This is a genomic window from Caenibius tardaugens NBRC 16725, from assembly GCF_003860345.1.
In the GTDB taxonomy this organism is placed as follows: domain Bacteria; phylum Pseudomonadota; class Alphaproteobacteria; order Sphingomonadales; family Sphingomonadaceae; genus Caenibius; species Caenibius tardaugens.
Genome location: NZ_CP034179.1, coordinates 3,553,864 through 3,579,051, shown reverse-complemented (window position 1 = coordinate 3,579,051; position 25,188 = coordinate 3,553,864). Strand labels below are relative to the sequence as shown.

Below are 25,188 nucleotides of genomic sequence, written 5' to 3'. Positions count from 1 at the left end.
GTTCCCGGTCAGTGAAAATCCCTTGACCGGGGAATGATCCGCACATTCCGCGGATGGCCATGACGCGGGCTTCTGCCTGACAACGGACGGTTGATGTGATCCGCGTTATCCATCGCCGGTTCGAGCAAATCGTCGGACAGACGATGCAATTCCTCCGTCGCATCAACAAGATGGGTGACAATGATATGGAGCACGTCCTCGTCATATTCGACACGCCCTCTTGCCTCCATCAATCGCGCGCCCATCACCACCTTGCGGAATTTTTCCATGATATCAGGCCAGATCACAAGATTAGCGACGCCGGTTTCATCTTCCATAGTGATAAAGCAAACGCCTTTGGCCGACCCCGGGCGTTGGCGGATCAACACCACACCAGCAACCTGAACCGATGCCCCGGTTTTGCGCTGTCGCAGATCAGCGCATCGCGAAAACCCCCGTTCCGCAAGGCCTGACCGCAAGAAAGACAAAGGATGCGCTTTCAGGCTGAGGCGCATCGTCTGATAATCCGCCACGACCTCTTCCGACAAAGGCATGGCTGGCAAACGAACCTGGTCGGCTTCTGCCCCTTCCTCGCGCGCGGCGGCATGCGCAAAAAGCGGCAGTTCCGGCACGGCCACGAGACTGCGTGCATCCCACAACGCCTGCCTGCGCGGCAGATACAGGGATCCAAAACAATCGGCGCTGGCAAGCCGTTCGATATGCGCTGGCGATAGTCCGGCCCGTTCACGCAGTTCCGCCACGTCCCGGAAAAGACCGCCTGTCTCGCGCGCATCGATCAACCGCGCGGCGGCATGTTCTGGCAAACCATCCACCTGCCTGAGGCCAAGGCGTAGGGAAATATGCGGATCGATCGCGGGTTGGCAGCCTGCCCCGTTCGGCCCGCCTTCTTCCAGCGTGCAATCCCAGGCGCTGCAATTCACATCGGCAGGCGATACGATCACCCCATGTTCCCGCGCATCCCGCACGATCTGTGCCGGGGCATAAAAGCCCATGGGCTGTGAATTGAGCAAAGCCGCAGCAAAGGCCCCCGGGTAATGGCATTTGAGCCAGCTCGACACATAGACCAGTTGAGCAAAGCTGGCGGCATGGCTTTCAGGAAAGCCATAATCCCCGAACCCCTTGATCTGGTTGAAACAACGTTGGGCAAATTCCGGATCGTATCCCCGTTCGACCATCCGGCCGACCATCAGGTCTTCGTACTCCCCCATTGTCCCGCGCGAACGAAAAGTCGCCATGGCCCGGCGCAATCCATTGGCTTCTTGCGGTGAAAATTTGGCGGCATCCATGGCGATCTTCATTGCCTGTTCCTGAAAGATCGGCACCCCCAGTGTCCGCTGCAGAATTGTCTGCAATTCATCGGCAGGGCCATGCTCCGGCGCTGGCCCCGGCAGGGAAATGGTCGCGCCCTGTTTCCGGCGTTTCAGATAGGGATGCACCATGTCCCCCTGGATCGGGCCGGGTCGCACAATCGCCACTTCCACCACCAAATCGTAGAAACAGCGTGGCTTGAGGCGCGGTAACATGTTCATCTGCGCCCGGCTTTCCACCTGAAAAACGCCAAGGGAATCCCCCTTGCACAACATGTCGTAAACTGCCGGGTCTTCCCGCGGGAGGGTTTCAAGCTGCAGATTATGCCCGTGATGGATACGCAGCAGATCGAAGGATTTGTGAATGCAGGTCAGCATGCCCAGCGCCAGCACATCGACCTTCATGATATTCAGTTCGCTGATGTCATCCTTGTCCCATTCGATGAAACTGCGATCCGCCATCGCCCCGTTTCCGATCGGCACCAGTTCGGTCAACAGGCCTTCCGTCAGAATGAAGCCGCCCACATGCTGCGACAGGTGGCGCGGCATACCGATCATCTGCCCCGCCAATTTGACAACCCTGCGCAAATGCGGATCGGACAGGTCCAGCCCCGCTTCCGCCACATGCCTGTCCGCTACCTCACTGCCATAGCTGCCCCAGACCGTGCGGGCGAGCGCGCTGGTGACATCTTCACTGAGGCCCATCGCCTTGCCCACCTCGCGGATCGCCATACGTGGGCGGTAATGAATGACTGTGGCGCACAGGCCCGCGCTTCCCCGGCCGTATGTTGCATAGATATGCTGGATCACTTCCTCGCGCCGTGCATGTTCGAAATCGACATCGATATCGGGCGGTTCATCCCGTTCGGCGGAAAGAAAGCGTTCGAACAACAGCACCTGTTCCGCCGGATCGACAGCCGTAATCCCCAGGCAATAGCAAACGGCCGAATTGGCCGCCGACCCACGACCCTGGCACAGGATCGGTGGCGTCTGGCTGCGCGCGAAATCGACAATGGAACGAATTGTCAGGAAATAAGGCGCCAAACCCCTTTCACCGATGAAAGCGAGTTCTTTTTTCAGCGTGTTCCGCACCGTTTTGGGCACGCCTTGCGGATAGTGCTGCCCAGCCCCTTCCCACGTCAGCACGTCCAGATGCTGCTGCGGCGTGCGCCCTTCCGGATAAGTTTCCTTGGGATATTCGTATGCCAGTTCCACAAGGCTGAACTGGCAGGCATCGGCAATTTCACGCGTGGCGGCGATGGCGTGGGGCCAAGGTGCGAACAGCGCGATCATGTCCTCCGGCCGCTTGAGATGTCGTTCGGCATTGGCATGCAAGTGATAACCAGCCTGCGCCATTGTGGTCTTGTGGCGAATTGCGGTCATCACATCCTGTAGCGGGCGACGATCCGGCGCGTGATAGTGGACATCGTTCGTGGCCATCAGACCCAGCCCATTGGCCCGTGCCAGTGCATCGAGTTGTGTGATCCGGGCGACGTCATCCCCACGGTAAAGATAACTGGCGGCAAGATGACGCAGGCCCGGCAGATGTTCCGCCAGATAAGGCAGCAGTTCCGCCAGTGTGCCCTGCCTGCTTGAAGACAGGGGCCGCCCATCGATTCCGATAACATGCTCCTGCAAACCCAAAAGGGTAAAGACATGGTCGAGATCGTCCGGCGGCAGCAGGATCAGTTGCACATCTTCGCCATGCGCGGCGAGCATCGGCAGCGAAATTTCGCAAGTCCCTTTGGCCTGCCATTCCCCGGATAGTGTGTGCATCCGCCCCGCCGATATCAACCGGCACATCCGGCCATAGGCTATCCGGTTGCGGGGGTAGGCCAGAAAGGCCAGCCCCTCGACCGTTTCAATCCGGCAACCTATCACCGGACGCAGCTTCCACGCCCTTGCTTCGCGGTGCATCCGCACCACCCCCGCCATCGTATTGGCATCGGCTATGCCAATGGCATCGTAACCCGATGCCCGCGCCATGGCGGCCAGCTCTTCCGCGTGCGACGCACCGCGCAGGAAGGAAAAGCAACTTGTCACCCCCAGTTCGACAAAGGGTGCAAGAGAGGGCGCGGACAGATCCTCCGTATCAAGTCTTCGTCGGCGGCGAGGCGATGGCTGGTCAGGCATCAGGCAAATAGCCCCTGCAGGAACCATTGCGGCGCCCCGCCGCGCCCATCGCCGACAATGCCGTGGCGATAGATCCAGTAACGCCGCCCTGCATTATCCTCGATCCGGTAGTAATCGCGCAAACGCGCGCCTGCGGCCTCACGCCACCATTCGGGCGCAACCCGCTCCGGCCCTTCTACCCGCGCCACTTCATGCAGGTTCCCGCGCCAGCGGAACTGTTTGGGGAAACCATCCGGCGTGGCATATGTCACGGCAATCGGTTCTGCGCGATCAAGCAGCTTGAGCGGCCTTGCCATAACCCGTTCCGGCGTAAGATCCGGTGCAGCCACCAGAGGGGCGATCCAGTGCTGTCCCCGTTCCGGCATATGGCTGGCGTAAGGTATCGGGCGGGAGACGGCCCCTTTGCCCAGCCGCACAGTCAGGCGATCGATACAGACCGGCAGACTGGTGCCCTGCCGCACCGTGTCGGCTTCGAAATCATCCTGATCCAGGGGCAGGTCCTGCACCCACACGGCCTGCAACCGCACCAGTTCAATCCCGAAACCCGCATCCACATCGTCCAGCCTGCTCGCAAACAGTCGCACGATATGTCCCGGATCGCGTGTCGCGGCCGCCATTTCGAGAGAACGCAAAATCACATCCCCATCCACCCGCCACAGAGCCAGTTCCAGGCGTCGGGCGCCTTGTCTGCGGGCTTCCAGTTCACGGGCGATATCCCCTGCGCAATCCACCACGACCCGGTCCAGCAAGGCGCGATGCAGGATCGGTTCGACCAGACGCCGCTCCGCCATCGGCCACTCTACCGCGACCACAGGCAACAAAGGCTCGGACGCATGCCCCAGCAACTGGTCCAGCCGCAGCAAAGGGCTGGCGGAAATGGCCTGCCGGTTGCGGAACCGCCGTTGCAAGGCATCGCGCCCGATCTTGCGAAGATCGCCAATCCGCTTGAGCCCGAGCCGGCGCAGCACCAACAAGACCTCTCCATCCAGCCGGAGCGCCGCAACCGGGAGCCTTTCCAGTTCCGCAGCTATAGCCTCCCCCCCCCGTGTGACAGGCGATGATCCGTAATGCGCCAGCGCCCAGGCCGCGCCAGCGGTCGGGGCAATCGCCAGACGGGCAGCCAACCCCTGCCGGGCCAGCAGCCCCTGCGCCTCCTGCAACAGTGCATCTTCCCCGCCAGCGAGATGCGCGGCCCCGGTAATATCGACCAGCAAGCCATCCGGTGGGTCCACTGCGCACACCGGACCCCAGCGTTGCCCCCACAGGGCCATACGTTCCAGAAAGGCGTGATCGCCTGTCGGGTCAGCAGGAACATTCCTGAGCTGCGGGCAAATGCCGCGTGCATCGGCCAGCCGCGCGCCCACACGCACCCCTGCGGCAAGCGCGGCATCGTTGACCGCTTCAATCCGCAAGCCATGCGCATTCTCGGATACCAGTGCGACAGGGGCAGTATCCTCCCCCTCACCCCGTCGGCAATGTTCAGAGTGCCGCCAGCGATCGACCGCCAGACTGGCCAGCCAGATCGCCATGATGCGACGGCGAATCCGGCCCGGTTGCAAGCGGTTCTCGCCCGGCGACGAGGCGTGTCCCGTCATCGTGCAAAATCCATTCTCCTGATGTGTAGCCCCGCGCCCGAAACAGTTCCGCATGCCAGCGTGGTGCACCGGGTACCCGGACGTTCCAGCGCGCAGCAGACGAAGGGGCAGATCGCATGGTCCAGCGCATCCGGGCCGAACCCAGATCGCGTTCGGCATCCTGCCGCACGAGATAAAGCGGCACCCCATGTTTTTCCGATACCAGCGAAAGGCGGCGCGATGCCGTGAAATTGAGTGCGCGGGGATTGCCGGTAATTTCCCCGACAACGCAGGCCAGATCGCGACAACGCAAACCTTCTTCCAGCGCGAACAGCGCGTCTTCGGCTGTCCGCGCCGCGACATGAATTACCCGTCTGCGCAACGGCTCCGGCAATCCGGACCGATATGGCCGACCTGACAAACGCATGGCATCCCGATCCTGCACCCATAGCACGGCGCGGGGATCATCTTCAGCCATGCCTGCCATGCGCATCCCATTCATCGCCAAAGCCAGAGCGGCCGCAATGCCACCGCCATCTGCAGCCGAAACAAATATCTCGTTATGACAGACGGCCCTTACCCCCGGGCGCCATTGCGCACTGGCCGGAAGCATATCCGCCATGCGAATCTCTTTTGTGAAAGGTGCGTCCCGATGCATATGTTCACTTTATGTTCCCATCAACGTTATGGCAAGAACACATCAGCTACGCTCATGCAAAAGGGCCGCCTCGCGGGCGGCCTTTTATCCATCATCATCCGGTTACTCAGTCGCGGCCGCGATCGGCAATCCCCGGAATATCCGGTTCCAGATCGGAATATTCAGGCTCATGCACCTCAACCACGCCACGTCCCACATGGCTGTGCGAACGGGCATAGGCGTAATAAACCAGCAAACCAATCAAGCCCCAGCCCGGCAACACGATCATCGCGGCAAAAGGCAGGTTCACAAACAGGAAGAGACAGCCGACAATCGCCGCAGGCGCGACCAGCCACAGGGCTGGCGCACGGAATTTGCGTGGCAGGTCAGGCATACGGCGGCGCAGGATCATTGCGGCAATCGCCACCATCGCGAACGCGTAGAGCGTGCCTGCATTGGAAATATCCGCCAGCTTGCCAACCGGCAAAAACGCGGCTGCGATCGCCACGACAACCCCTGTGATTGCCGTCACCACGTAAGGCGTCTTCCACTTCGGGTGAACCTTGGCCAGTCCTTCAGGCAGCAGTCCGTCACGTGCCATGACGAAGAAAATACGGGTCTGCCCGAACAAAAGGATCAGGATGACCGAAGGCAAGGCAACAAACGCCGCAATACCCAGCAGGTTGCCCACTGTGCCGTAGCCGACAACGCGCAGAACATGCGCCAAGGCTTCATGCGAACAGACCAAATATTCCTGATACTGCGGCAAGGCGCATTGGCGGGCGAGTTCTTCCGATCCCGCCGGGAACGGCACACCGTTCGGCCCCATGATCGGCTGCCCACCGATCGCACCCACCGCGCCGGCAGAAACAAGCATGTAGAACAAGGTGCAGAACGCCAGCGAACCGACCAGACCTATCGGAACGTTCCGTTGCGGATTTTTGGTTTCCTCTGCCGCAGTCGAAACCGCATCGAAACCGACATATGCAAAAAATATCGTGGCTGCCGCGCCAACAGCCCCGACCCCGGTGCCGAAACCGCCGAACATGCCCGCAGGCAGGAACGGGTTGAAGCGTGACAATTCCGCCTGCGGCAGGGTCAGCACGACAAATGCGGTCAATGCAGCCACCTTGATCGCAACAAGCACCGCGTTGAACCACGCGCTTTCCCGCGTGCCGAGCATCAGCAGCCAGGTCACGAGCAGCGCAATAATCAGGGCTGGCAGATTAATCAGCCCCCCCGGCGCGCCCCCTAATGCAAGTGGGCCCGCGCTAAGCCATACCGGCAATTGTATTCCCAGGAATTCCTTGAGAATAGTTCCCGTAAAATAGCCGGACCAACCAACCGAAACCGCACTGGCGGCAACAGCATATTCCAGGATCAACGACCATCCGACCGTCCAGGCCAGAAGCTCCCCCATGGTTGCATAAGTATAGGTATATGCCGATCCGGCGACAGGCATGATCGCGGCAATTTCCGCGTAACACAGCGCCGCCACGATACAAATCGCCCCGGCTATGGCGAAGGCCAGAAGCAACCCCGGCCCGGCTTTCTGTGCCCCGGCCGCCGTCAGCACGAAAATGCCGGTGCCGATAACGCAGCCAATACCGAACAACATCAACTGGAAACCGCCAAGAGAGCGATGGAGTGATTTTCGTTCGGCTGTTGCGATAATCGCATCCAGCGGCTTCACCCGTCCGAACATGCACGTCCCCTTGGCCAATCCCGAATATTGGGAAGCTAGCGAAGGATCGCCAATTGGCAATAGCTATCGCCAGCCCTTCCCCAGCCATGATCGAGCGTATAAAGGGCGGAGATGTCCACGACCTTCCAGATCGACACGGCAACCAGCCGCGCCAACCCAACCCCTGCACCGCTGCGCCGACTGACGGTCCCCGCGATCCGCGCGCGCAAGCAGGATGGCGTAACAGCAGAACCCATTGTCATGCTGACAGCCTACACGGCACGACAGGCGCAACTGCTCGATGCGCATTGCGATGTGCTGCTGGTGGGCGATTCACTGGGGCAGGTCATATACGGCCTGCCATCGACCATTCCGGTAACGCTTGAAATGATGGCCAATCATGCCGCCGCCGTGGTGCGCGGCAGCTATCATTCGGTTGTCGTGGTGGATATGCCCTTCGGCAGCTACGAACAGTCGCCCCAGCAGGCATTTGAAAGTGCCACCTATCTGCTCAAGGCCAGCAATGCGGCTGCGGTAAAGCTGGAAGGCGGCGCGGCGATGGCCGAAACAGTCGCATTCCTGAATCAGCGGGGCATTCCGGTCATGGGCCACGTTGGCCTGACCCCGCAGGCCGTCAACGTGCTGGGCGGCTATATGGCGCGCGGCCGCAGCGATGCCGAAGCGCAGAAGATTGTTGATGACTCGCGCGCGCTGGATGAAGCGGGCGCTTTCGCGATTGTTGTCGAAGGTGTGGTCGAAACGATCGCGATTGCGGCGACAAAGGCCGTCTCGTGCCCCACGATCGGCATTGGCGGTTCCGCACAATGCGACGGGCAGGTTCTGGTGACAGAAGACATGCTGGGCATGTTCGAACGCGTGCCGCGCTTCGTGAAACGATATGAAAACATCGCCGATGTGATCGAGGCCGCTGTCACGCGCTACGCCGACGAAGTCCGCACCCGGACTTTCCCCGGCCCGGATCAGACATACCAGCCAAAATAACCGACCTTTAATTCCGCCTCGACGGATCAGTCCCTGCAGGAAGGCAACCACCACGTGCTTCAGTTCTTTCGTGGATCCATCATCTTTTCCGTTATCTGTTTCGCACTCGCCGCCTGGTACGGCTGGAGCTCCACAGGCAGCCTCGAAGCGACGGCGCAGATGCTGTGGATCGTCCTGGTCCTTTCGATTCTCGAAATCTCGCTGAGTTTCGATAACGCAGTGGTCAACGCCACCGTGCTGGAGGAAATGGATGAGGTCTGGCAGAAACGCTTCCTGACATGGGGCATCGCCTTTGCCGTATTCGGCATGCGCGTGATCTTCCCTCTGGCAATCGTCGCGATTGCTGCCGGAATCGGCCCTGTGGAAGCGATCAATCTGTCGCTCAATCAGCCGGCCGAATACGAACGGATCGTTTCTTCCGCGCATGTGGGCATCGCCGGCTTTGGCGGTGCATTTCTTGCGATGGTCGGGCTGAAGTTCTTCTTCGATGCCGACAAGGAAGTGCACTGGATTTCCGTAATCGAAAAGCGGCTGACCAGCGTATCCGCGGTCAAGTCGGTCGAAATCGGTCTTCTGCTTCTGGTCATTTGGGGCATTTCCACCCTGCTCGAGCCTGCCGAGGCGCTGACTTTCCTGATTTCCGGGATACTCGGCATCATCACGTTCATCACCGTGGAAGCGATCAATACCTGGCTGGAACTGCGCGACGAACAGCGCAAACTGGCAGGGGCTGCGGTCCGTTCGGGCCTTGGCGGGTTCCTTTATCTCAACGTACTCGACGCATCCTTCAGCTTCGATGGCGTGATCGGGGCCTTTGCCCTGTCCAACAACATGATCGTGATTGCGCTGGGCTTGTCCATTGGCGCTTTCTTTGTCCGCTCCATGACAATCATGCTGGTCAAAAAAGGCACGTTGGCGGAATATGCCTTCCTCGAGCACGGCGCATTCTGGGCAATTATCGCCCTTGGCGCGATCATGCTGCTCTCGGCCAAGTTCCATATTCCCGAAACCATCACCGGTCTGATCGGTGCGGCACTGATCGGCATTTCGCTGTGGTGGTCGATCCGCGCCAATCGCAAGGAAGCGGTCGAACAAACCACGAGGTCATCCTGAGGAGCCAAGCACCAGCCGCAATGCTGTGGCGCGCGCGCCACAGTGTTTGAACTAGTTCGAGCAATTGCAAAAAATTCACCCTGGTGACGGTTGTCAAATGCAACTGCCCCATGCATAGTCGGCCTACAGTTTGGGAGAGGAGGAAAGAGCGGCACGCAGAGGCCGCTCTTTCTTTATCTGCGCTCCACGCATTTGCTGCACTATTTGCAACTCACGGCAGATTCTGGTCGATCTTACCCACCTTCGCCATCAGTGCTCGCGCAACGCGATTCCCGGCGTCCTCGCTGGCGGACACCTTCGCCAGCACCAGCGCGACTTCGCCATTGCTCCGCTGCAGACGATAAGCAGACAAGGCATCGCGTTTGGCGGCTTCATGATCACCGCGGTGCAACGCCGCGACCGCATAATGCGCCAGCATGGCGGGATCGTCGGCAACCATCCCTTGCGCTTCGGCCCGTGCGGCGAGAGCCTGAAACTGATTCCAGTCCCCACGATGCGCCGCAAAATCCGCGCCCCAGCCCGCAACACGGCCATCCATCGGATGTTCGTTCAGATAGCGGGCAATCAACGCTTCTGCCTGGGCGATACGACCGGTCTGAACGTAGGCCACAGTCATCCGGGCAAGCAAAGGCCGCGAGAGGCGAACCAGCGCAGCTTGCTGATAATACCTGAGTGCCACTGCATAAGCGCCATTCATCATTTGCGCATCGCCCGCCAGAATCTGGGCATCGGCAGATCCCGAGAAACGCGCTGCGGCCTGTTCCGCTATACCCGCAGCACGCGCACCGTCTCCTTCCGCCAGCATCTGCCGTACCAAGGGTATCCTCTGCGCGGCAGCATCAGGGTCGGCCCGCCAATGCGGTTCGAGCACAGATACGGGAACCGGTCCAGCGATAGCCACCATGTGCGGAGGTGGCCGCACGCTGGATGCGCGGTCCAGAAATACCGCCGCTTTGCCCCGTTCGTCCAACGCCTCATAAGCCCTACCCACCAAGGTCAGCAAATAGGGTGAGGCATCCTTGCGCTGCGCAGAGGGAGAAAAACGCTCTACCAACTCGCTCATCTCGCCTGCCTGATACAGGGTTCGGGCAAGCAGCAGCGCGGCACTGCCATTATCCGGTTGGCGCTGCCACAGGCGATCGAATATTTCCGTCGCCGTTGCCAGATTCCCAGCCCGGAATTCAAGAATACCATTCAGCAAGAGCGCCGCAGGCACATTGTCTCCCGCTTGCGCCGTTCGCTGCATCAGCCGACGTGCGAGGCCGTTCTTGCCAACCTGCGCGGCCAGAACCGCTTGCAGATAAAAGGCCTGTGGATTGCGCGGGTCCAGTTCGATCATGCGCCGGGTCACCAGCAACATGTCTTTAGCGCGGCCGACTTCACCAAGTGTCGCGGCATATTCCCCGAGAACACCGGTATCTTCCGGCGCGCGTTGGACAGCGCGGGCGAACCACGGCAAGGCAGAAACTGGCCCGACGGCATCGCGCACCATCTGTCCCTGAAACAGCAAACCACCTACGTTTTCGGGATCGAGGCTGACAGCCCGGCGCACTGCGGCAATCGCCTGCAATTGCTCGCCTCCGCGATAACGCAAACGGCCAATATCGACCCAGAGATCGGCATTGGCGGGGGCAATCTGCAAGGCCCGATCAAACGCACGCCCGGCGGCGGGTAGATTGCCGTCGTCCATCTCCAGCCGGCCAAGCATGCGATAGCCGTAAGCCCGCTGATCTGCCGAAAACTGCCCAGGCGCAAGCCAGTGCCGCGCTTCGGGCAGATTCCCCTGAAGCATTTCCGCTTCGCCCATCTGCGCGGCGATCCGCGACCGGTCCGCACCATGTTCCAATGCCCGACGCAATGCGACTTCGGCTGCGATACCATCGCCGCGCGCCAATGCGGCTCCTGCCTCTTTCAGCGGCGCGTCTATCTCCCCCTTCCCGAGCCCCTCCGCGACCGGGAAAAGACACAGGATCAGGGCACAAGCTGCAGCAATGGGCTGCTGCACCCGTCTGATCTCAGGCGTGCAGATCATACTGCTTGAGCAGGTCGTATAACGTCGGCCTACTGATCCCCAGCATTTTCGCGGTGTTGGAAATGTTGCCTTCGCTACGCGCCAGAGCATGCCGAATGACCTTGCGATCCGCCTGTTCGCGCGCGCTTTTCAGATTGAGCGGCAGGGCATTGTCTTCATCACCGCCCGAAAGATCGAGATCGACCGCATTCACCAGCTTCCCATCCGCCATGATCACCGCACGCTTCACACGATTTTCCAGTTCACGGACATTGCCCGGCCAGGGCCAGGCATCGATGGCAGCAAGCGCGTCCGAGGCAAAACCGGTGACATGCGGGTTAATCTCTTTTGCGAAACGCTTCAGAAACACCTTCGCCAGAAGCACCGCATCGCCCGGCCGTTCGGCCAGCGCGGGTATCTTCACGACGATTTCCGCGAGCCGGTAATAGAGATCTTCGCGAAAACGCCCATCGGCAATCATCGCCTCGAGATCCTGATGCGTGGCGCATACAATGCGGGTGTCCACTTCGATCGATTTACGCCCACCAATCCGCTCTATCGTTCTTTCCTGAAGGAAGCGCAGCAGCTTGACCTGCAGCGGCAGCGGAATGTCACCCACTTCATCGAGAAACAGCGTACCGCCTCGCGCCTGTTCGATCTTACCTTCGGTGGTCTTGATAGCACCGGTGAAGGCACCTTTTTCATGGCCAAACAGTTCGCTTTCGAGCAGATTTTCCGGAATGGCCGCACAGTTGATGGCGACAAAGGCCCCGTTCCGGCGCCCGCTCGCTTCATGCAGACCTCTGGCGAGAAGCTCCTTGCCCGTGCCGCTTGCCCCCAGCAACATCACCGAAACGTTGGTCCCGGCGACGCGCTCTATGGTCCGCGCAACGCGTATCATTTCGGAGGCAGCCGTAATCATCCCGCCGACGATCTGATTGTTGTCTCCCGCCCGGGCCAACAATCTGCGATTTTCCTCCTCGATCTGATGAAGGTTGAAAGCCCGCCGAACGATCAGACCGAGCTGTTCGATATCGATGGGTTTCTGGTAGAAATCGTAAGCGCCACGATCGATGGCGGTCAGCGCGCTTTCACGCGCGCCATGCCCGCTGGCAACGATAACCTTTGTTCCCGGGCTGAGCGCCATGATCTCTTCGAGAACCGCAAAGCCTTCGCTGGTACCGTCAGGATCAGGGGGCAGGCCAAGATCGAGCGTGACGACGACAGGCTCTTCCGCCCGCAACGCCGCCAATGCCGCAGCACGGTCCCCGGCGATGATGACCTCGAAATCGTCGTATGCCCATTTCAACTGGGCCTGCAGCCCCTGGTCATCCTCGACAATCAGCAACTTGGGTTTGTCATCGGCCACTACGCCACCTCAGCCTTACTGGATTTTGTTTTCGCGATGAGACTGGAAACCTCAGTCCGCGGGAGACGGACGAAGAAACGCGTACCCAGTCCTTCGCGGGATTCAACTTCAAGCCTTCCCCCCATCGCCGCGATCAATTCGCGCGCTTCGAATGCGCCAATGCCAAACCCGCCGGGCTTGGACGACACAAACGGCTTGAACAGGCGCGACCGGACGAAATCGGGGCTCATTCCGGTACCGGAATCGACGATCTGCACGAGGCCATACAGACCATCGTTACTGACACTGAGGAATACCGGTGCGTCATCTGCACTCGCATCGACGGCATTCTGGATCAAATGGACCAGGGCCTGCTCCAGCGCTTCGCGTTGCGCCTGAACAAGACAGACCTCGCGTTTGACGACCTGAATCCTGTGCGCGGCGCTGTATCGGGCCGCGACATGGGCCACACATTCATCCAGTGACACCGTTTCCAGCCGTTCGCCACCATGCGCGCCATAGCGCCCAAGGCGGGCAAGAAGGGCATTCAGCTTGTCGGCGCTGTTCCGCAATGTGATCAACATATCCGCGCGGAATTCCGGCTTCTCGACATGTTTTTCCGCATTGCGGGCAAGAAGGGAAAGCTGACTTGCGAGATTCTTGATGTCATGCATCACAAAAGCGATACGGCGGTTGAACTCGTCAAACCGGTTCGCTTCGCTCAGCGCCTCCTGCCCTGCCTGCTCGGCCATATAGCTAGCCAATTGCTGCCCTACGACACGCAACAGGTCGAAGTCTTCCCAGTCCAGTTTGCGGACGAATTCCGGCCGCGCCAGTACCACCAATCCGGTCAGCCGGTCGTAATGCTGCAGGGGGACAATCGCCCACGCCTGATCATTGTCTAGCAACCACCCGGGAACGGCATTGGCTTCGCCCCGCTGGTTCGCCCCGGCACGCACATCATCGAGATCGCATATGAAGTGGCCTGTGGCGAAGAATTCCACAGCATACCCCTCCATGGCCACGGCGGGGACGTCTATACCCGGCCATTTCCAGCGCGCAGCCAGTGTCATCGCGCCATCATCCGCTGGCGCGAACAACAACCCCGATGGGCTTTCGGTAATATCCGCGAGCGCCTGCACCACCCGTTCCTGCAACGGTGGCGCTTCCGGACCGGTTCGTCCGACCGTATGTGTCAGCCGAAGCCATTCCTCGCGATAGTCGTAACGATGCTGGAAAAGATGCTTCAGCAGCGTGACTTTCAGCCAGCGGCGCAAACGTTGCGAAGGCAACCACAACAATGCAACCAGACTGGCGGTGAAGACAAATGCCACCTGGGTCAGCCGTGCCAGATCCCCGCCAATCCATGTCAGCGAACGGGCAATCCCGACCATGGCAAGTAGATAGAGACCGATAATGAACAGCGACAGTGTGCGGAAGGTCACGGCACGCGATGGCATGAAGCGCAACTCGGTCCCGCCGCGCATGGCACCAACAGCCAGGGGGATGACCGCCATCGCCACCACAATGCCACGCAAGGCAGCCAGTTCTATCGTTACGCCGTTGCTGAGATAGGCAACAGTATAGTAGTTAAGATCAACCACCCACAAGGTAGCCAGCGCGGCAGCGGACCAGCGCAAGCGAGGCCTTTGCACCGCCGATGCACCGGCAAACAGATTGTGTACAAGCAACAGAGCCCCAACCGTCACCAACAATTGCAGAATGACGGAAATCTGGAACACGAGATGTTGGGCAAAAGTGTCCGATCCAGGGTGCGCCATGACCGCCGCCAGCGCAGGCTGTGCCAGTTCCAGCAGCACAAGCACAAACAGCACCGGCCGGATTGGCTGAATCGAAGAATGCCGGCCATCATCAACGAACAGGCTGTACAACAGCAGCAACCATCCGAGATTACGCGCACATTCCGCAGCCAGAGCCCAGACCGAAAACGGCGACAGCGCTGCGGCAATCAAAGCCCATGCTGCGGTGAGAACCAATGCAACGCAGGTGTATTTTCGTGTGCGACTGATGTTACGACCACTACCGATCCATGCGGCCAGCGCAGCGCAGATTATCGCGGCGCCAAGATGGCTTCCATAACCGATTGTCTGCCAGATCGCGCCGCCATCCATCAGCGGGCACCTTCATTCCACAGAATAACCCGCAGCGTCTGCAACAGGATCAGAAGGTCGAGGAACGGCGTGTAGTTCTTGGCGTAATAGAGGTCGTATTCGAGCTTTTGCCGTGCGTCTTCAATCGATGCGCCATAAGGATAATTGATCTGCGCCCAGCCGGTAATGCCGGGTTTCACCATGTGCCGTTCCGCATAATACGGCAGTTTCTCGTCAAGATCCGACACGAATTGCGGCCGTTCGGGCCGTGGCCCGACAAAGCTCATCTCACCTTTCAGAACGCTCCACGCCTGCGGCAATTCGTCGATCCTGACCTTGCGGATAAAGCGTCCGACGCGGGTGACACGCGGATCGTTGGCCTGTGCCCACTTGGCACCGTCCTTCTCCGCATCTGTACGCATCGAGCGCAGCTTGATCAGCTCAAACGGCACATCGTAGAGGCCAACCCGTTCTTGCCTAAAGAATGCTGGCCCTCGGCTGTCGATCTTCACCAGCAAGGCAAAGATCAGGATAATCGGAAACGTCAGCAGGAGCAGAAGGCTGCTGGCCGCGATATCGAATACGCGCTTGGCAAAGCGCGAAACCATCTGGGACGAGGAAAAGCCGTCAGAAAAGATCAACCAACTGGGGTTGAGCGTATCGAGATCGACCCTGCCTGTTTCGCGTTCGAGAAAGCTCGAAAAATCGTTGACGTGAACCCCCGCCGTCTTGACCCGAAGCAAGTCTTTTAACGGCAAGGCGTTTCGGCGTTCCTCGATCGCCAGAACCACTTCACTTGGCCCAAGATTTTGTACAAATCGGCTGAAATCGTTGATCGCGCTACGCGCGATAGCCTCATGAATCAGCGGCTCCGCGCTGCTCATGGCGACATAGCCTACAATCGCGAAACCGCTTTCCGGCCGCTCAGCCAGTTCGCGCAGGCGTTGCGCACGGTGTCCCGCACCGAGTACGAGAACCCGCCGACGGAATGCACCCGCACCGAGAATGCCCCCTACAATCAGTCTATTCGCCAGAAGAACGACGATGGCCAACCCCATTGCGTACGCCAGTGTCGAGCGCCAGAAATCCAGCCCCGGAATAATAAAGTCGACAAATGACAAGGCGATAATGGCCAGGCTGACAGCAACCAGAATCCGCGCGACGGCAAATCGCATCGAACGCAAGGCCTCGGCTCCGTAAATGCCCACCGACACCATCGCCAACAACACGACGACGACAAATGTGCTCAATGTGGGAATACGGCTGGCAAGCGTGCCAAGTTCCATACCGACCTGATCAGCCCGCAATCGCCAGGCAGCTTCTCCTGCAACGAGCAACAGGATCACGTCAAACAAACCAAGCAGCAGCACAGCATGCGGAATGTAATGTTTAAAAAGCCGGATCATTATTCCCCGCGGCAATGCCGTCCCTGTTCCCTGATGCGATTAGCAGAGAGAAATGAAATGTCGGTAAATTTGACACGACATATTTCCTCATTTTTCCAAATGAATGGCAGAAAAACGCATTTCTGCGCCATAAGGCTTAACGCATGTCAGGAAAACCGACAGCGACCATGGGACCTATCAATGCCCTCGCTGGATACCTGCGCCGTGTCCGCCAACAGGATCGCTCTGAAATATCGGGGTCCGGTCATCGTGTGCGAGCACCCACACCACACCCACAGTTAGAACCAGTGCGATGAGCAAGGCCACCCATGCCAATGACCGGGACATACGTTTTCGCTGCCCATCGCTTGCGGTTTCCCGGTTGTCGGACCGGCTGGATGGTGCGCGATCATAAAAGTCATGGTTGCCGGACATGATCTGTAAACGGCAATCATTCTGTCCGGTTTCCGAATCTTGCGACAAACCGTCATGCGCCAAAATTAAACGGCGTGGCCCCCTGAAGACGCTCTTCGAAATGAAGCGCCGCACCGATCGGCGGCAGCGCGCGCTGCTGACACTCAGAACGATAACAGCGGGTGCAACCGGGACCAATCGGTGTTGACTGGCTGCTTTCCATGGCCCGAACTTGCGCGAGATGTGACGCGAGATTTGCCTCGACACCAAGGACAGTAACATATCGCGCCCGATCCATTTCGGTGGAACTCACCCCCTCGCGCGCGCAAGCCATGGTGAGCCATACGCGTTCACCCTGTTGCGGCTCCTCCACGCTGACCCGTTGCGTGCAAATATCCCCGCCGCGATCGAACGCTTGATGGGCAACCCACAGCGGGCAGCTGAACTCCCCTTCGAGAAGGAGCGTTCCACTGGCCCCCGCATAGCGTTTGGAAAACTGCCCTGCCCTGTCAATCCGGGCCATGAAAAAGGGCAAACCACGCTGCCCCACGCGTTGCAGCGTGGTGAGCCGGTGCGCAAGCTGTTCAAAGCTGACACCGAAACGCCGCTGCAATATGACGAGATCATACCCCGTCTGCTCACAGGCCCTCAGGAATCGGCCATAAGGCATGAGCACCGCTGCCGCGAAATAGGAATGAAGATGGCGGGCAAAGAATTGTTGGGCGGCAGCATCCGCCAATTGCGCCCCGCGCACAAGATCGCGGATCGCCCCGCGTTGCTCCAGCTGCGCCAGTTGAACCGCCACCTGAAAATTGCGCGACGGCAAAGGCAGCATCTCCGACAGTTGCAACTGCCGCGCATGCAGATCCAGCCGCCGCTGCATGCCGTTCAACACATCGCCGGGCAGAATCCGCACGGAAATCTGGTGTTGCTGGCGCAAACGCTCCATCAGTGCATAGCCCATGTCCGCATGGGAAAGCCGCAATTCGTCGGCCAATTCCTCTGCCGCAGCATCGAGATCGGCGAAATGATTGCGCCACCGCTCGATCTCACGTCGCGCAAGCGTAAGGGGCTGAACATCGGCAACGCCCCGGTCAGCAGTCACACCGGCATCGTACAGCCGCGCGAACGCGACCGCTGCCTGAGGCACGCTGGCCAGCCATTCGACGATTTCCTCGCGATCAATTTCCAGATCGGCAAAAAGGTCATCAGCCAATCTGCGCCGCAAACCATCGATGCCACCGACAGCCTCTTCCTGACGCAGTATCCGCGGATCGAAATCAAACCGTTCGACCAGTTGCAACACGAGACGCGCGGAAACCGGCCTGCGATTATGCTCCAGCAAATTGAGATAGCTTGGGGAAATCCCCAATCGATCAGCCATAGCGGCTTGAGTCAAACGCTCGCGCCGGCGCAAACGCCGCAGGGCAGGACCGGCGAGAAGCGCGGATTCAGACAAGCGATCTCCTGTAAATTAATTTACATTATTGCAATGTATATCACCAAATATCGCCATTTATCACAAAAAAGTATGTAACTTTTTCTACCAACCTCGCACTGGTCACGGCACATATGCTGCACAAGCTCCCGTCACGATGGCGGAGCGAGAATGCGATGCGGACATTGTCCGCCTGAGAGCCACCAAACCTTGCGAGGGAAAAGACAATGCAAACTGCTACGGCAACGACCGCACAGGAACCGACCCGCGCCCGTGCACTCCTGTCCACCACGGATTTCAAGCTGCTCCGCGCCGCACTCGCCAGCCACGCGAAGGTTGTGGACGATCCCACTGAACTGGCGCGCGTCAACGCCCTCTATCACCGCCTCGGCACCTACGCCTGACCCCCGGGCTTTCGAGGCAAAGTGGCGGCTGCGGGAAACATCCTGCAGCCGCCAATTTCTTACACTTATTGCACGGATTCCGTCGGCATCAGCTTCAGCGTGGCGGCCACCAGAGCTTCGACGGCTGTGGCCACAACCTTTTCCGCATCAGGCGCCCAGAACGGGCTATGTAGCGACGGCAAACTGGCACCGCCCTGCTGGGCGGCCTGATAGGTCGCTTCAGGAACACCTCCGACCCAGAATATCATCGAGCGGATATTTTCCGGATCAGCCAGACGATAACGGCCAAAATCCTCACCCGCCATCACTGGCGGCACTTCGCGCACCCTGTCCGGGCCAAAACGCGCGATAAAAAGCCCCGCCATATCCCGGGCAAAATCAGGTGAGTTCGCCGCAGCGGGTGTCGCTTCATCCTGAACCACGACCTCCGGCATGCGCTCCTCCGGAATACCTGCAGCTATGGCTTCACCCCGCGCAATCCGGGCAATTCCGTCCAGCAGCATCTTGCGTGTGGCAGGGGAATAACTGCGCACTGTCAGTTGCAGCCTCGCTTCCTCCGGTATGACATTGTGTTTGGTTCCCGCGTGAAAGCTGCCGACAGTGATTACGGCATGATCCATCGGGTTCAGTTCCCGACTCACCAATGTCTGCAGCCGCGTCACAATCGCGCTGGCCAGGACGATCGGATCTTTGGTCGTATGCGGATAGGCACCGTGCCCACCGTGCCCCCTGACCAGAATATCGACGCTATCAACGTTGGCGTAAGCATATTCAGGGGAATAACCAATCATGCCAGCAGGAAACTGGGCTGCATTGTGAAATGCCAGCACGTAGGATGGCTTGGGAAAGCGCGTGAACAACCCATCGTCGAGCATGGCCCTCGCATCTTTGCCGATTTCCTCTCCCGGCTGGGCGATCATCACCAGCGTGCCCGACCAATGCGCCTTGCGCGCGGCCAGCACCTGCGCGGCGCCTATCCACGCAGCCATGTGCGTATCATGGCCGCAGGCGTGCATCACGCCGGTTTCCCCTTCTGCCGAAGGCCGCTTCACCCGGGACGCGAAGGATAGCCCGGTCTGTTCGGTTACAGGCAAGCCATCCATATCCGCACGCAACATGACGACCGGACCATCGCCGTTCCGCATAACAGCCACGACGCCCGTCCCCCCAACCTTTTCGGTCACGGAGAAGCCGAGCTTACGCATGCGACTGGCCAGTTTCCCCGATGTTGCGGTTTCCTGCATGCTAAGTTCGGGATTGGCGTGCAAATCCCGATAAAGCGCCATCAAACCCGGCACATCTGAAGACACGGCATCGCGCAATTCATAGGCATGGGCGCGGCAGCCGATGAGGAGTGCGGCGACCGCCGGGCCGACGAGGAATGAACGGTGCATCAAGACAATCTGCCTTGCAAAGGCCCGTCGCGCAACATCATCCACCCCGGGCATCAAAGACCAACCAGACATCCTTGAATCAGAAGATAAATATTGCGAGTTTAATAGAAATTTTTCGCCATCCGATCAGATACCCATTTTGTCGTGAGATGCGCTTATGAACACAAATAGACCAAGCGCTGAATTCGCTGAAAACACGCATAAGCCATTAAAATCATGGCCATCGGTTGTCTTCTCGGTCGTGGCAACGCTGATACCGCTGGCTCTGGTCAGCTACATCAGCGGGATAGCTATTGAGCCGGTATACTGGGCCTTTGCGATATTCTGCCCGTTGGTCATTTCCTATTTTGTGTCACGCAAGTTCATTCGGATGAGCGAACATATCCGGAATCTGCATAGCGATCTTTCCAACGCCCACGAAGCGCTGAAACACGTTGCCGAACATGACGCCCTTACCCAGACACTCAATCGTCGTGGGTTTCTGCATCGGCTAGAACTGTCCCGCACCAATGGCCCCGGCTGGCTTCTGCTGCTCGACATTGACCGGTTCAAAGCAATCAATGATCGCCATGGCGACGAAACGGGCGATCACGTCCTTCACACCATTGCCTTGCATCTGCGTCGGGGCATTCGCACCGATGACTGCGTGGGGCGGCTGGGTGGTGAGGAATTCGCAATATTCCTGCCCGGCGCGAACCGGGAAACGGCATTGGCTATGGCGGAAAGCATCAGGCAGGGCATCGCCAATACCGCCTTTACCGGGCGCAGCGGCGCCCTACACGGGATTACCATCAGCATCGGGCTCGCGCATTTGGCGCCATCCCTGTCGATCCCCGATTGTCTGCGCATGGCCGACGTCGCGCTCTATCAGGCAAAAGACGACGGCCGCAATTGCGTGAAAGTAGGGGAATGCATCATCCCGGCGCAGTGCGGCACGCCGCTCTTCCAAAGCCTGCCAATCACGACACGCTAGCGCAGCACAGGCTGCCGCCTCACCCAACGCTGGGTACGGGAACGAATCAGATCTCAGGATCAGATCAGGAAAACCGCGCCTGGCGCGATGATGAGGTGGTGCCCCTGGCCCGACTCGAACGGGCACTTCCGAAGAAACTCGATTTTGAGTCGAGCGCGTCTACCAATTCCACCACAGGGGCATCTGTATCGTTGGCGCCATCTAGCGGGGCAATGCCCGCGCATCAAGCGCCTCCGACAGATTTACTCAGCTTTTGAGAGCACCGACCACGAGCTTGTGCAGGCGCGAATGCAGGGCATCATTCCCGGCGAGCACCTGCGCGGCACAAATCGGATCGGAACGCCCCCGCCAATCCGAAACGAAGCCCCCCGCTTCGCGCACCAGCAGGCAACCAGCAGCCGTATCCCACGGCTGGAGATTGCTTTCCCAGAAACCGTCAAATCGGCCTGCCGCCACCCACGCCAAATCCAGCGACGCGGCACCAAAACGACGAATACCGGCAACTTTGGGGCCGATCTCCGCGTAAATCTTCACCCATTCGTTGGGATCGCCAGCGCCGGCAAACGGAATACCCGTCGCTATCAACGCTTCGTCCAGATGCCGCCGTGACGACACACGCAAACGCGCGTCGTGCAGCCAGGCCCCCCGGGTTTTTTCCGCCCAGTAGGTTTCATCGGTGATCGGCTGATAGATGACTGCGGCCACCACATCGCCCCAACCCTTGCCATCCAGCCGCGGTTCCTGCGCAGCGATGGAAATCGCAAAGTGCGGGATGCCATGCAGGAAGTTGCTCGTACCATCCAGCGGATCGATAACCCAGCGCGGCTTGGTAGGATCACCCTCGATCTCGCCCGCTTCTTCCAGCAGGAACCCCCAGTCCGGGCGCGCCTGCAGAAGTTCATCGTACAGCGTACGTTCGGCGGCGCGATCCGCCTTGGAAACGAAATCGGCAGGCCCCTTGCGGCTGACCTGCAAATGTTCAACTTCACCAAAATCACGACGAAGCCGCGCCCCCGCCTTGCGGGCGGCGCGCTCCATCACACGAATAAGGCCTGATACTGCCATGCTGCTTCCTGTTGCCCCCGCAGCAGATGCGAAGGATGAGGCCCCCGACCGGATTAACGGCCCTTGGGTGCTGGGTTTTTCTTATCCGGTGTCGCAGCCACCGGAGGGGCGTCGTGCGGCACGGCGCATACGGTCGCAGCTACTGCAGAGATGTGCTGCGGGTTCTTGGCGTCCAGCTTGGGGTTTTCCGCCAGCACCTTACCCGTTGCGACGCTGATCGTGCGGATGGGGTTATTGTACAGGCACACAATCATCGCGCCCTTCTGTTCCTTGCTCACCTTGTCGGACGACAACGCAGCAGAGAAAGCGCGAAGAATGATCACCCCGCGCTGGAGATCCTCGGGCGATGCCCCGGGTGCAGGATTGGCGGCCGGGGCCGCGGCAGGGGCCGCCGGCTTCTTGCTGTCCTTCTGCGGGGCAGCGGATGCCATGGAAGGAACAGCAACCACTGCCATTGCAGCGGCCCAGAGGATGGTCTTGCGCATACTCAATCTGCCTTTCTTACATATTCACGTGCGTAAACGTCCACGATGATGCGAGTACCGCTTTCAATGTGAGGGGGGACCATCACCCGAACGCCATTGTCGAGAATGGCGGGCTTGTAGCTCGAGCTCGCAGTCTGTCCCTTCACAACGGCATCCGCTTCAACGATCGTAGCTTCAACCTGCTCGGGAAGCTCCACGCTGATCGGACGTTCGTCGTAAAGTTCGAGCGTTACGTCCATACCGTCCTGCAAAAATGCCGCGGCATCACCCAGAAGATCCGTCGGAAGCTGAAGCTGCTCGTATGTGTCGGTGTCCATGAACACCAGCTGATCGCCATCAGCATAGAGGTACTGGAAGTCCTTCGTATCGAGGCGCACGCGTTCCACCGTATCGGCGCTGCGGAAACGGACATTGGTCTTTCGTCCGTCAATCAGGTTCTTCATCTCGACCTGCATGAAGGCCCCGCCTTTACCCGGCTGGGTATGTTGGGTCTTGGCGACTTTCCAGATACCGCCTTCATACTCGAGGATATTGCCGGGACGAATGTCCACGCCGCTGATCTTCATAAACCGGTTCTCTCGATAATGGGTAATGTCTTGCGCGCGCCCCTAGCGGTTGGCCGGGCATCGGGCAAGGGAATCAGCATGCCTGCTGTGCAGCCTGTCACGCGATCCTTTCGGCAAACGCCCGCACGGCGGCGGCTTCGTCACCGTTCCAGATCGCGCCCGATACCGCCAGAAAATCGGCGCCCGCCTCAATCAGCGGCACACAATTGTCCGGTGTAATTCCACCGATTGCGACGCACGGCAATTCAAACAAGGTTTGCCACCATGTGAGAATCTCGGGTTCTGCACGATGTTCCACCTCTTTCGTGGTGGTTGGAAAGAACGCACCGAAGGCGACGTAATCCGCCCCCGCCTCACCCGCTTCCATGGCGAGATGGCGGCTGTTGTGGCAGGTTACCCCGATTTGTGCGTCGCGCCCCAACAGTTCACGCGCTTCGCGCAGATCGCCATCGCCCTGCCCCAAATGCACGCCATCCGCACCAAGCCGCTTGGCTAAAGCGATCGAGTCGTTGACGATGAACGCCACGTCGCGCGCCGCGCAAATTGCCTGCAACGGCTCCGCCAGGCGAGCGCATTCGTGCTGGTCGATATTCTTCACCCGAAACTGAAATGCAGTGACCGGCATTTCCGGACGCTGCGCATCGAGTGCACGCGCCAGACGATCGGGGAAACCACCGCCGACTTCGAGCGGCGAAATGAGATAGAGCTGACAATCGGACATCGGAACGCCTCTATAGCCACCAGGGCCTGTCGCCAAGGGTTCTGGAACCGGACTGCACATGACGCATTGTTGTCCCATGCGTAACCCCGTCCTCGTTTTTACTGCGTGCTGCGCACTTGGTGCCTGCGCCACACCCCGGCCCACCATGGGGCACACGGACGGTGGCGAGGCACCCCATGAACACACAGATGGCATCGCGCGTGCAAAATTGGGGCAGAAGGTCTTTGTCGACGGCCCCCATGTCACACCTTTGGCCGTACTCGAAGACAGCCGTTGCCCAGCCAAAGTTCAGTGTGTCTGGGCGGGACGGGTAAAACTGTCAGTCCGCATCCATCTTGGATCGCGCGACGAGGATCGTGAGGTGATCCTTAGGCAACCCGTGCACGTGGCCGATGGTTCGTTCGAACTTGTGGAAGTGGCACCGGCCAAAACAACAGAAGCGGTAATTCCACCTGGGAACTACCGCTTCGGTTTTCGCTTCATGGGCGGGCTTTAACCCACCCATTCGCGGATAATCAGGCTACGACAACAACCTTCTGGGTCGAGCCCTTATAGATTTCGTCAATCGCCCCGCCCAGCGATGCGTTGAATTCCGCATCGCTCATCTGTGCGCGCAGATCTTCGAGCAAGGCGCGGCTGAAGCTGGCGACGATCCCGCGATTCTTTGCGAGTTCCGCGCACGCTTCGGGGCGCTTGTAACCGCCCGACAGCGCCACGACGCGCAGTACCTTGGGGTGGTCGACCAAGAGGTCAAACAGGCCTGACTTCACCGGCAGGCTGAGCTTGAGCATGACCTGCTCCCCATCGGGCAGCGCATCGAGATTCTTGAGGATTTCCTCCAGAAGAATCTGATCACATTCGGCGCGGGTATCGCTCTTGATGTTCACTTCCGGCTCGATCATCGGCATCATGCCGTGGCTGAGCACCTGCTTGCCGACTTCGAACTGCTGCGCCACCACGGCGGCGATGCCTTCGCGGTTCGCCGAATTGATGACCGAACGTTCTTTCGTGCCGAACACGCCCAATCCCTTGGCCTTTGCCAGCAGGGCATCGAGTTCCGGCATGGGCTTCATCAGCTGCACGCCGTTGACTTCGTCCTCAAGCCCCTTGTCGATCTTGATGAAGGGTACCACGCCCTTGTCGGTAAGAGCGGTTGGCGTCGGCTTGCCATCAACCGTGCCATCCATGGTCTTTTCGAACAAGATCGCACCAATCACCTTGTCGCCGGTGAAAGCGGGCGAGCTGATGATGCGGCTGCGCATCTGGTGGATCAGCGCGAACATTTCATCATCGGTCGAGAAAGCGTCCGCCCCGATGCCGTAGCCCTGAAGCGCCTTGGGAGTCGAACCACCGCTCTGGTCCAGTGCGGCGATGAAACCGTTGCCATCGCCAATCTTCTTCAACATGTCCTGATGCTGCATTG

General features: G+C 59.5%; 20 protein-coding genes and 1 tRNA gene. 5 read left to right on the top strand and 16 right to left on the bottom strand.

All coding sequences use genetic code 11. The features are described from left to right. Window positions 1–8: 8 nt before the first annotated feature. From EGO55_RS16820 to EGO55_RS16805, 4 genes are all read right to left on the bottom strand, one after another. The gene (locus tag EGO55_RS16820) at window positions 9–3,440 is read right to left on the bottom strand and encodes an error-prone DNA polymerase (RefSeq protein WP_021688208.1); all 3,432 of its coding nucleotides are present in this window, start codon (window positions 3,438–3,440) and stop codon (window positions 9–11) included. After that, window positions 3,440–5,035 carry a Y-family DNA polymerase gene (locus EGO55_RS16815; RefSeq protein WP_052023562.1) on the bottom strand — a complete coding sequence of 532 codons (1,596 nt, stop codon included), beginning with the start codon at window positions 5,033–5,035 and terminating at the stop codon, window positions 3,440–3,442. The genes EGO55_RS16820 and EGO55_RS16815 overlap by 1 nt, the downstream gene beginning before the upstream one ends. Beyond that, a complete protein-coding gene (locus tag EGO55_RS16810; RefSeq protein WP_021688210.1) occupies window positions 4,920–5,636 on the bottom strand; it encodes a hypothetical protein in 717 nt (238 codons plus the stop codon). The genes EGO55_RS16815 and EGO55_RS16810 overlap by 116 nt, the downstream gene beginning before the upstream one ends. Before the next feature lie 142 nt (window positions 5,637–5,778). Then, the gene (locus EGO55_RS16805; RefSeq protein WP_021688211.1) at window positions 5,779–7,356 is read right to left on the bottom strand and encodes an amino acid permease; all 1,578 of its coding nucleotides are present in this window, start codon (window positions 7,354–7,356) and stop codon (window positions 5,779–5,781) included. 111 nt (window positions 7,357–7,467) lie between these two features. Here EGO55_RS16805 and panB point away from each other — a divergent pair, with 111 nt between their 5' ends. Together panB and EGO55_RS16795 are read left to right on the top strand one after the other, a co-directional pair. Beyond that, window positions 7,468–8,337 carry a 3-methyl-2-oxobutanoate hydroxymethyltransferase gene (gene panB / locus EGO55_RS16800; RefSeq protein ID WP_021688212.1) on the top strand — a complete coding sequence of 290 codons (870 nt, stop codon included), beginning with the start codon at window positions 7,468–7,470 and terminating at the stop codon, window positions 8,335–8,337. Window positions 8,338–8,391: 54 nt separating this feature from the next. Beyond that, a complete protein-coding gene (locus EGO55_RS16795; protein ID WP_021688213.1) occupies window positions 8,392–9,450 on the top strand; it encodes a DUF475 domain-containing protein in 1,059 nt (352 codons plus the stop codon). 211 nt (window positions 9,451–9,661) lie between these two features. Here the strand turns inward: EGO55_RS16795 and EGO55_RS16790 are convergent, their stop codons facing one another. The 5 genes from EGO55_RS16790 to EGO55_RS16770 form a co-directional block, all read right to left on the bottom strand. Further along, window positions 9,662–11,344: a tetratricopeptide repeat protein gene (locus tag EGO55_RS16790; RefSeq protein ID WP_052023563.1), complete on the bottom strand. Its 1,683-nt coding sequence runs from the start codon at window positions 11,342–11,344 to the stop codon at window positions 9,662–9,664. Window positions 11,345–11,465: 121 nt separating this feature from the next. Beyond that, window positions 11,466–12,830 (bottom strand): PEP-CTERM-box response regulator transcription factor, encoded by a 1,365-nt coding sequence (gene prsR, locus EGO55_RS16785; protein ID WP_021688215.1) that lies wholly within the window; start codon window positions 12,828–12,830, stop codon window positions 11,466–11,468. Then, complete coding sequence (gene prsK, locus EGO55_RS16780) at window positions 12,830–14,941, bottom strand: XrtA/PEP-CTERM system histidine kinase PrsK (RefSeq protein WP_021688216.1); 2,112 nt, start codon at window positions 14,939–14,941, stop codon at window positions 12,830–12,832. Before prsK ends, prsR begins: the two co-directional genes overlap by 1 nt. Continuing rightward, window positions 14,941–16,326, bottom strand: a complete 1,386-nt coding sequence (locus EGO55_RS16775; protein ID WP_021688217.1) for a TIGR03013 family XrtA/PEP-CTERM system glycosyltransferase — start codon at window positions 16,324–16,326, stop codon at window positions 14,941–14,943. The genes prsK and EGO55_RS16775 overlap by 1 nt, the downstream gene beginning before the upstream one ends. Before the next feature lie 466 nt (window positions 16,327–16,792). Next, window positions 16,793–18,178: a helix-turn-helix domain-containing protein gene (locus EGO55_RS16770; protein ID WP_021688218.1), complete on the bottom strand. Its 1,386-nt coding sequence runs from the start codon at window positions 18,176–18,178 to the stop codon at window positions 16,793–16,795. 206 nt (window positions 18,179–18,384) lie between these two features. Between EGO55_RS16770 and EGO55_RS20710 the strand changes: the two genes are divergently transcribed. Beyond that, entirely contained in the window at window positions 18,385–18,561 is a 177-nt protein-coding gene (locus EGO55_RS20710) for a hypothetical protein (protein WP_021688219.1), read from the top strand. A gap of 65 nt (window positions 18,562–18,626) precedes the next feature. Here the strand turns inward: EGO55_RS20710 and EGO55_RS16765 are convergent, their stop codons facing one another. Next, a complete protein-coding gene (locus tag EGO55_RS16765) occupies window positions 18,627–19,955 on the bottom strand; it encodes an amidohydrolase (RefSeq protein WP_021688220.1) in 1,329 nt (442 codons plus the stop codon). 157 nt (window positions 19,956–20,112) lie between these two features. Between EGO55_RS16765 and EGO55_RS16760 the strand changes: the two genes are divergently transcribed. Continuing rightward, the gene (locus EGO55_RS16760; protein WP_052023564.1) at window positions 20,113–20,928 is read left to right on the top strand and encodes a GGDEF domain-containing protein; all 816 of its coding nucleotides are present in this window, start codon (window positions 20,113–20,115) and stop codon (window positions 20,926–20,928) included. A gap of 96 nt (window positions 20,929–21,024) precedes the next feature. Here EGO55_RS16760 and EGO55_RS16755 read toward each other — a convergent pair. From EGO55_RS16755 to thiE, 5 genes are all read right to left on the bottom strand, one after another. Next, window positions 21,025–21,109 (bottom strand) — tRNA-Leu (locus EGO55_RS16755). A gap of 65 nt (window positions 21,110–21,174) precedes the next feature. Further along, window positions 21,175–21,993 carry an inositol monophosphatase family protein gene (locus EGO55_RS16750; protein WP_021688222.1) on the bottom strand — a complete coding sequence of 273 codons (819 nt, stop codon included), beginning with the start codon at window positions 21,991–21,993 and terminating at the stop codon, window positions 21,175–21,177. 53 nt (window positions 21,994–22,046) lie between these two features. After that, on the bottom strand, window positions 22,047–22,478 hold the full coding sequence (locus tag EGO55_RS16745) for a hypothetical protein (RefSeq protein WP_021688223.1): 432 nt from the start codon (window positions 22,476–22,478) through the stop codon (window positions 22,047–22,049). Window positions 22,479–22,480: 2 nt separating this feature from the next. Beyond that, window positions 22,481–23,044, bottom strand: a complete 564-nt coding sequence (gene efp, locus EGO55_RS16740; protein ID WP_021688224.1) for an elongation factor P — start codon at window positions 23,042–23,044, stop codon at window positions 22,481–22,483. Between the two features lie 97 nt (window positions 23,045–23,141). Next, on the bottom strand, window positions 23,142–23,765 hold the full coding sequence (gene thiE / locus EGO55_RS16735; RefSeq protein ID WP_021688225.1) for a thiamine phosphate synthase: 624 nt from the start codon (window positions 23,763–23,765) through the stop codon (window positions 23,142–23,144). A gap of 208 nt (window positions 23,766–23,973) precedes the next feature. Here thiE and EGO55_RS16730 point away from each other — a divergent pair, with 208 nt between their 5' ends. Further along, the gene (locus tag EGO55_RS16730; protein ID WP_210766559.1) at window positions 23,974–24,261 is read left to right on the top strand and encodes a hypothetical protein; all 288 of its coding nucleotides are present in this window, start codon (window positions 23,974–23,976) and stop codon (window positions 24,259–24,261) included. Between the two features lie 19 nt (window positions 24,262–24,280). Here EGO55_RS16730 and EGO55_RS16725 read toward each other — a convergent pair whose 3' ends face one another. After that, on the bottom strand, window positions 24,281–25,186 hold the full coding sequence (locus EGO55_RS16725) for a fructose bisphosphate aldolase (protein WP_021688227.1): 906 nt from the start codon (window positions 25,184–25,186) through the stop codon (window positions 24,281–24,283). Window positions 25,187–25,188: the final 2 nt, after the last annotated feature.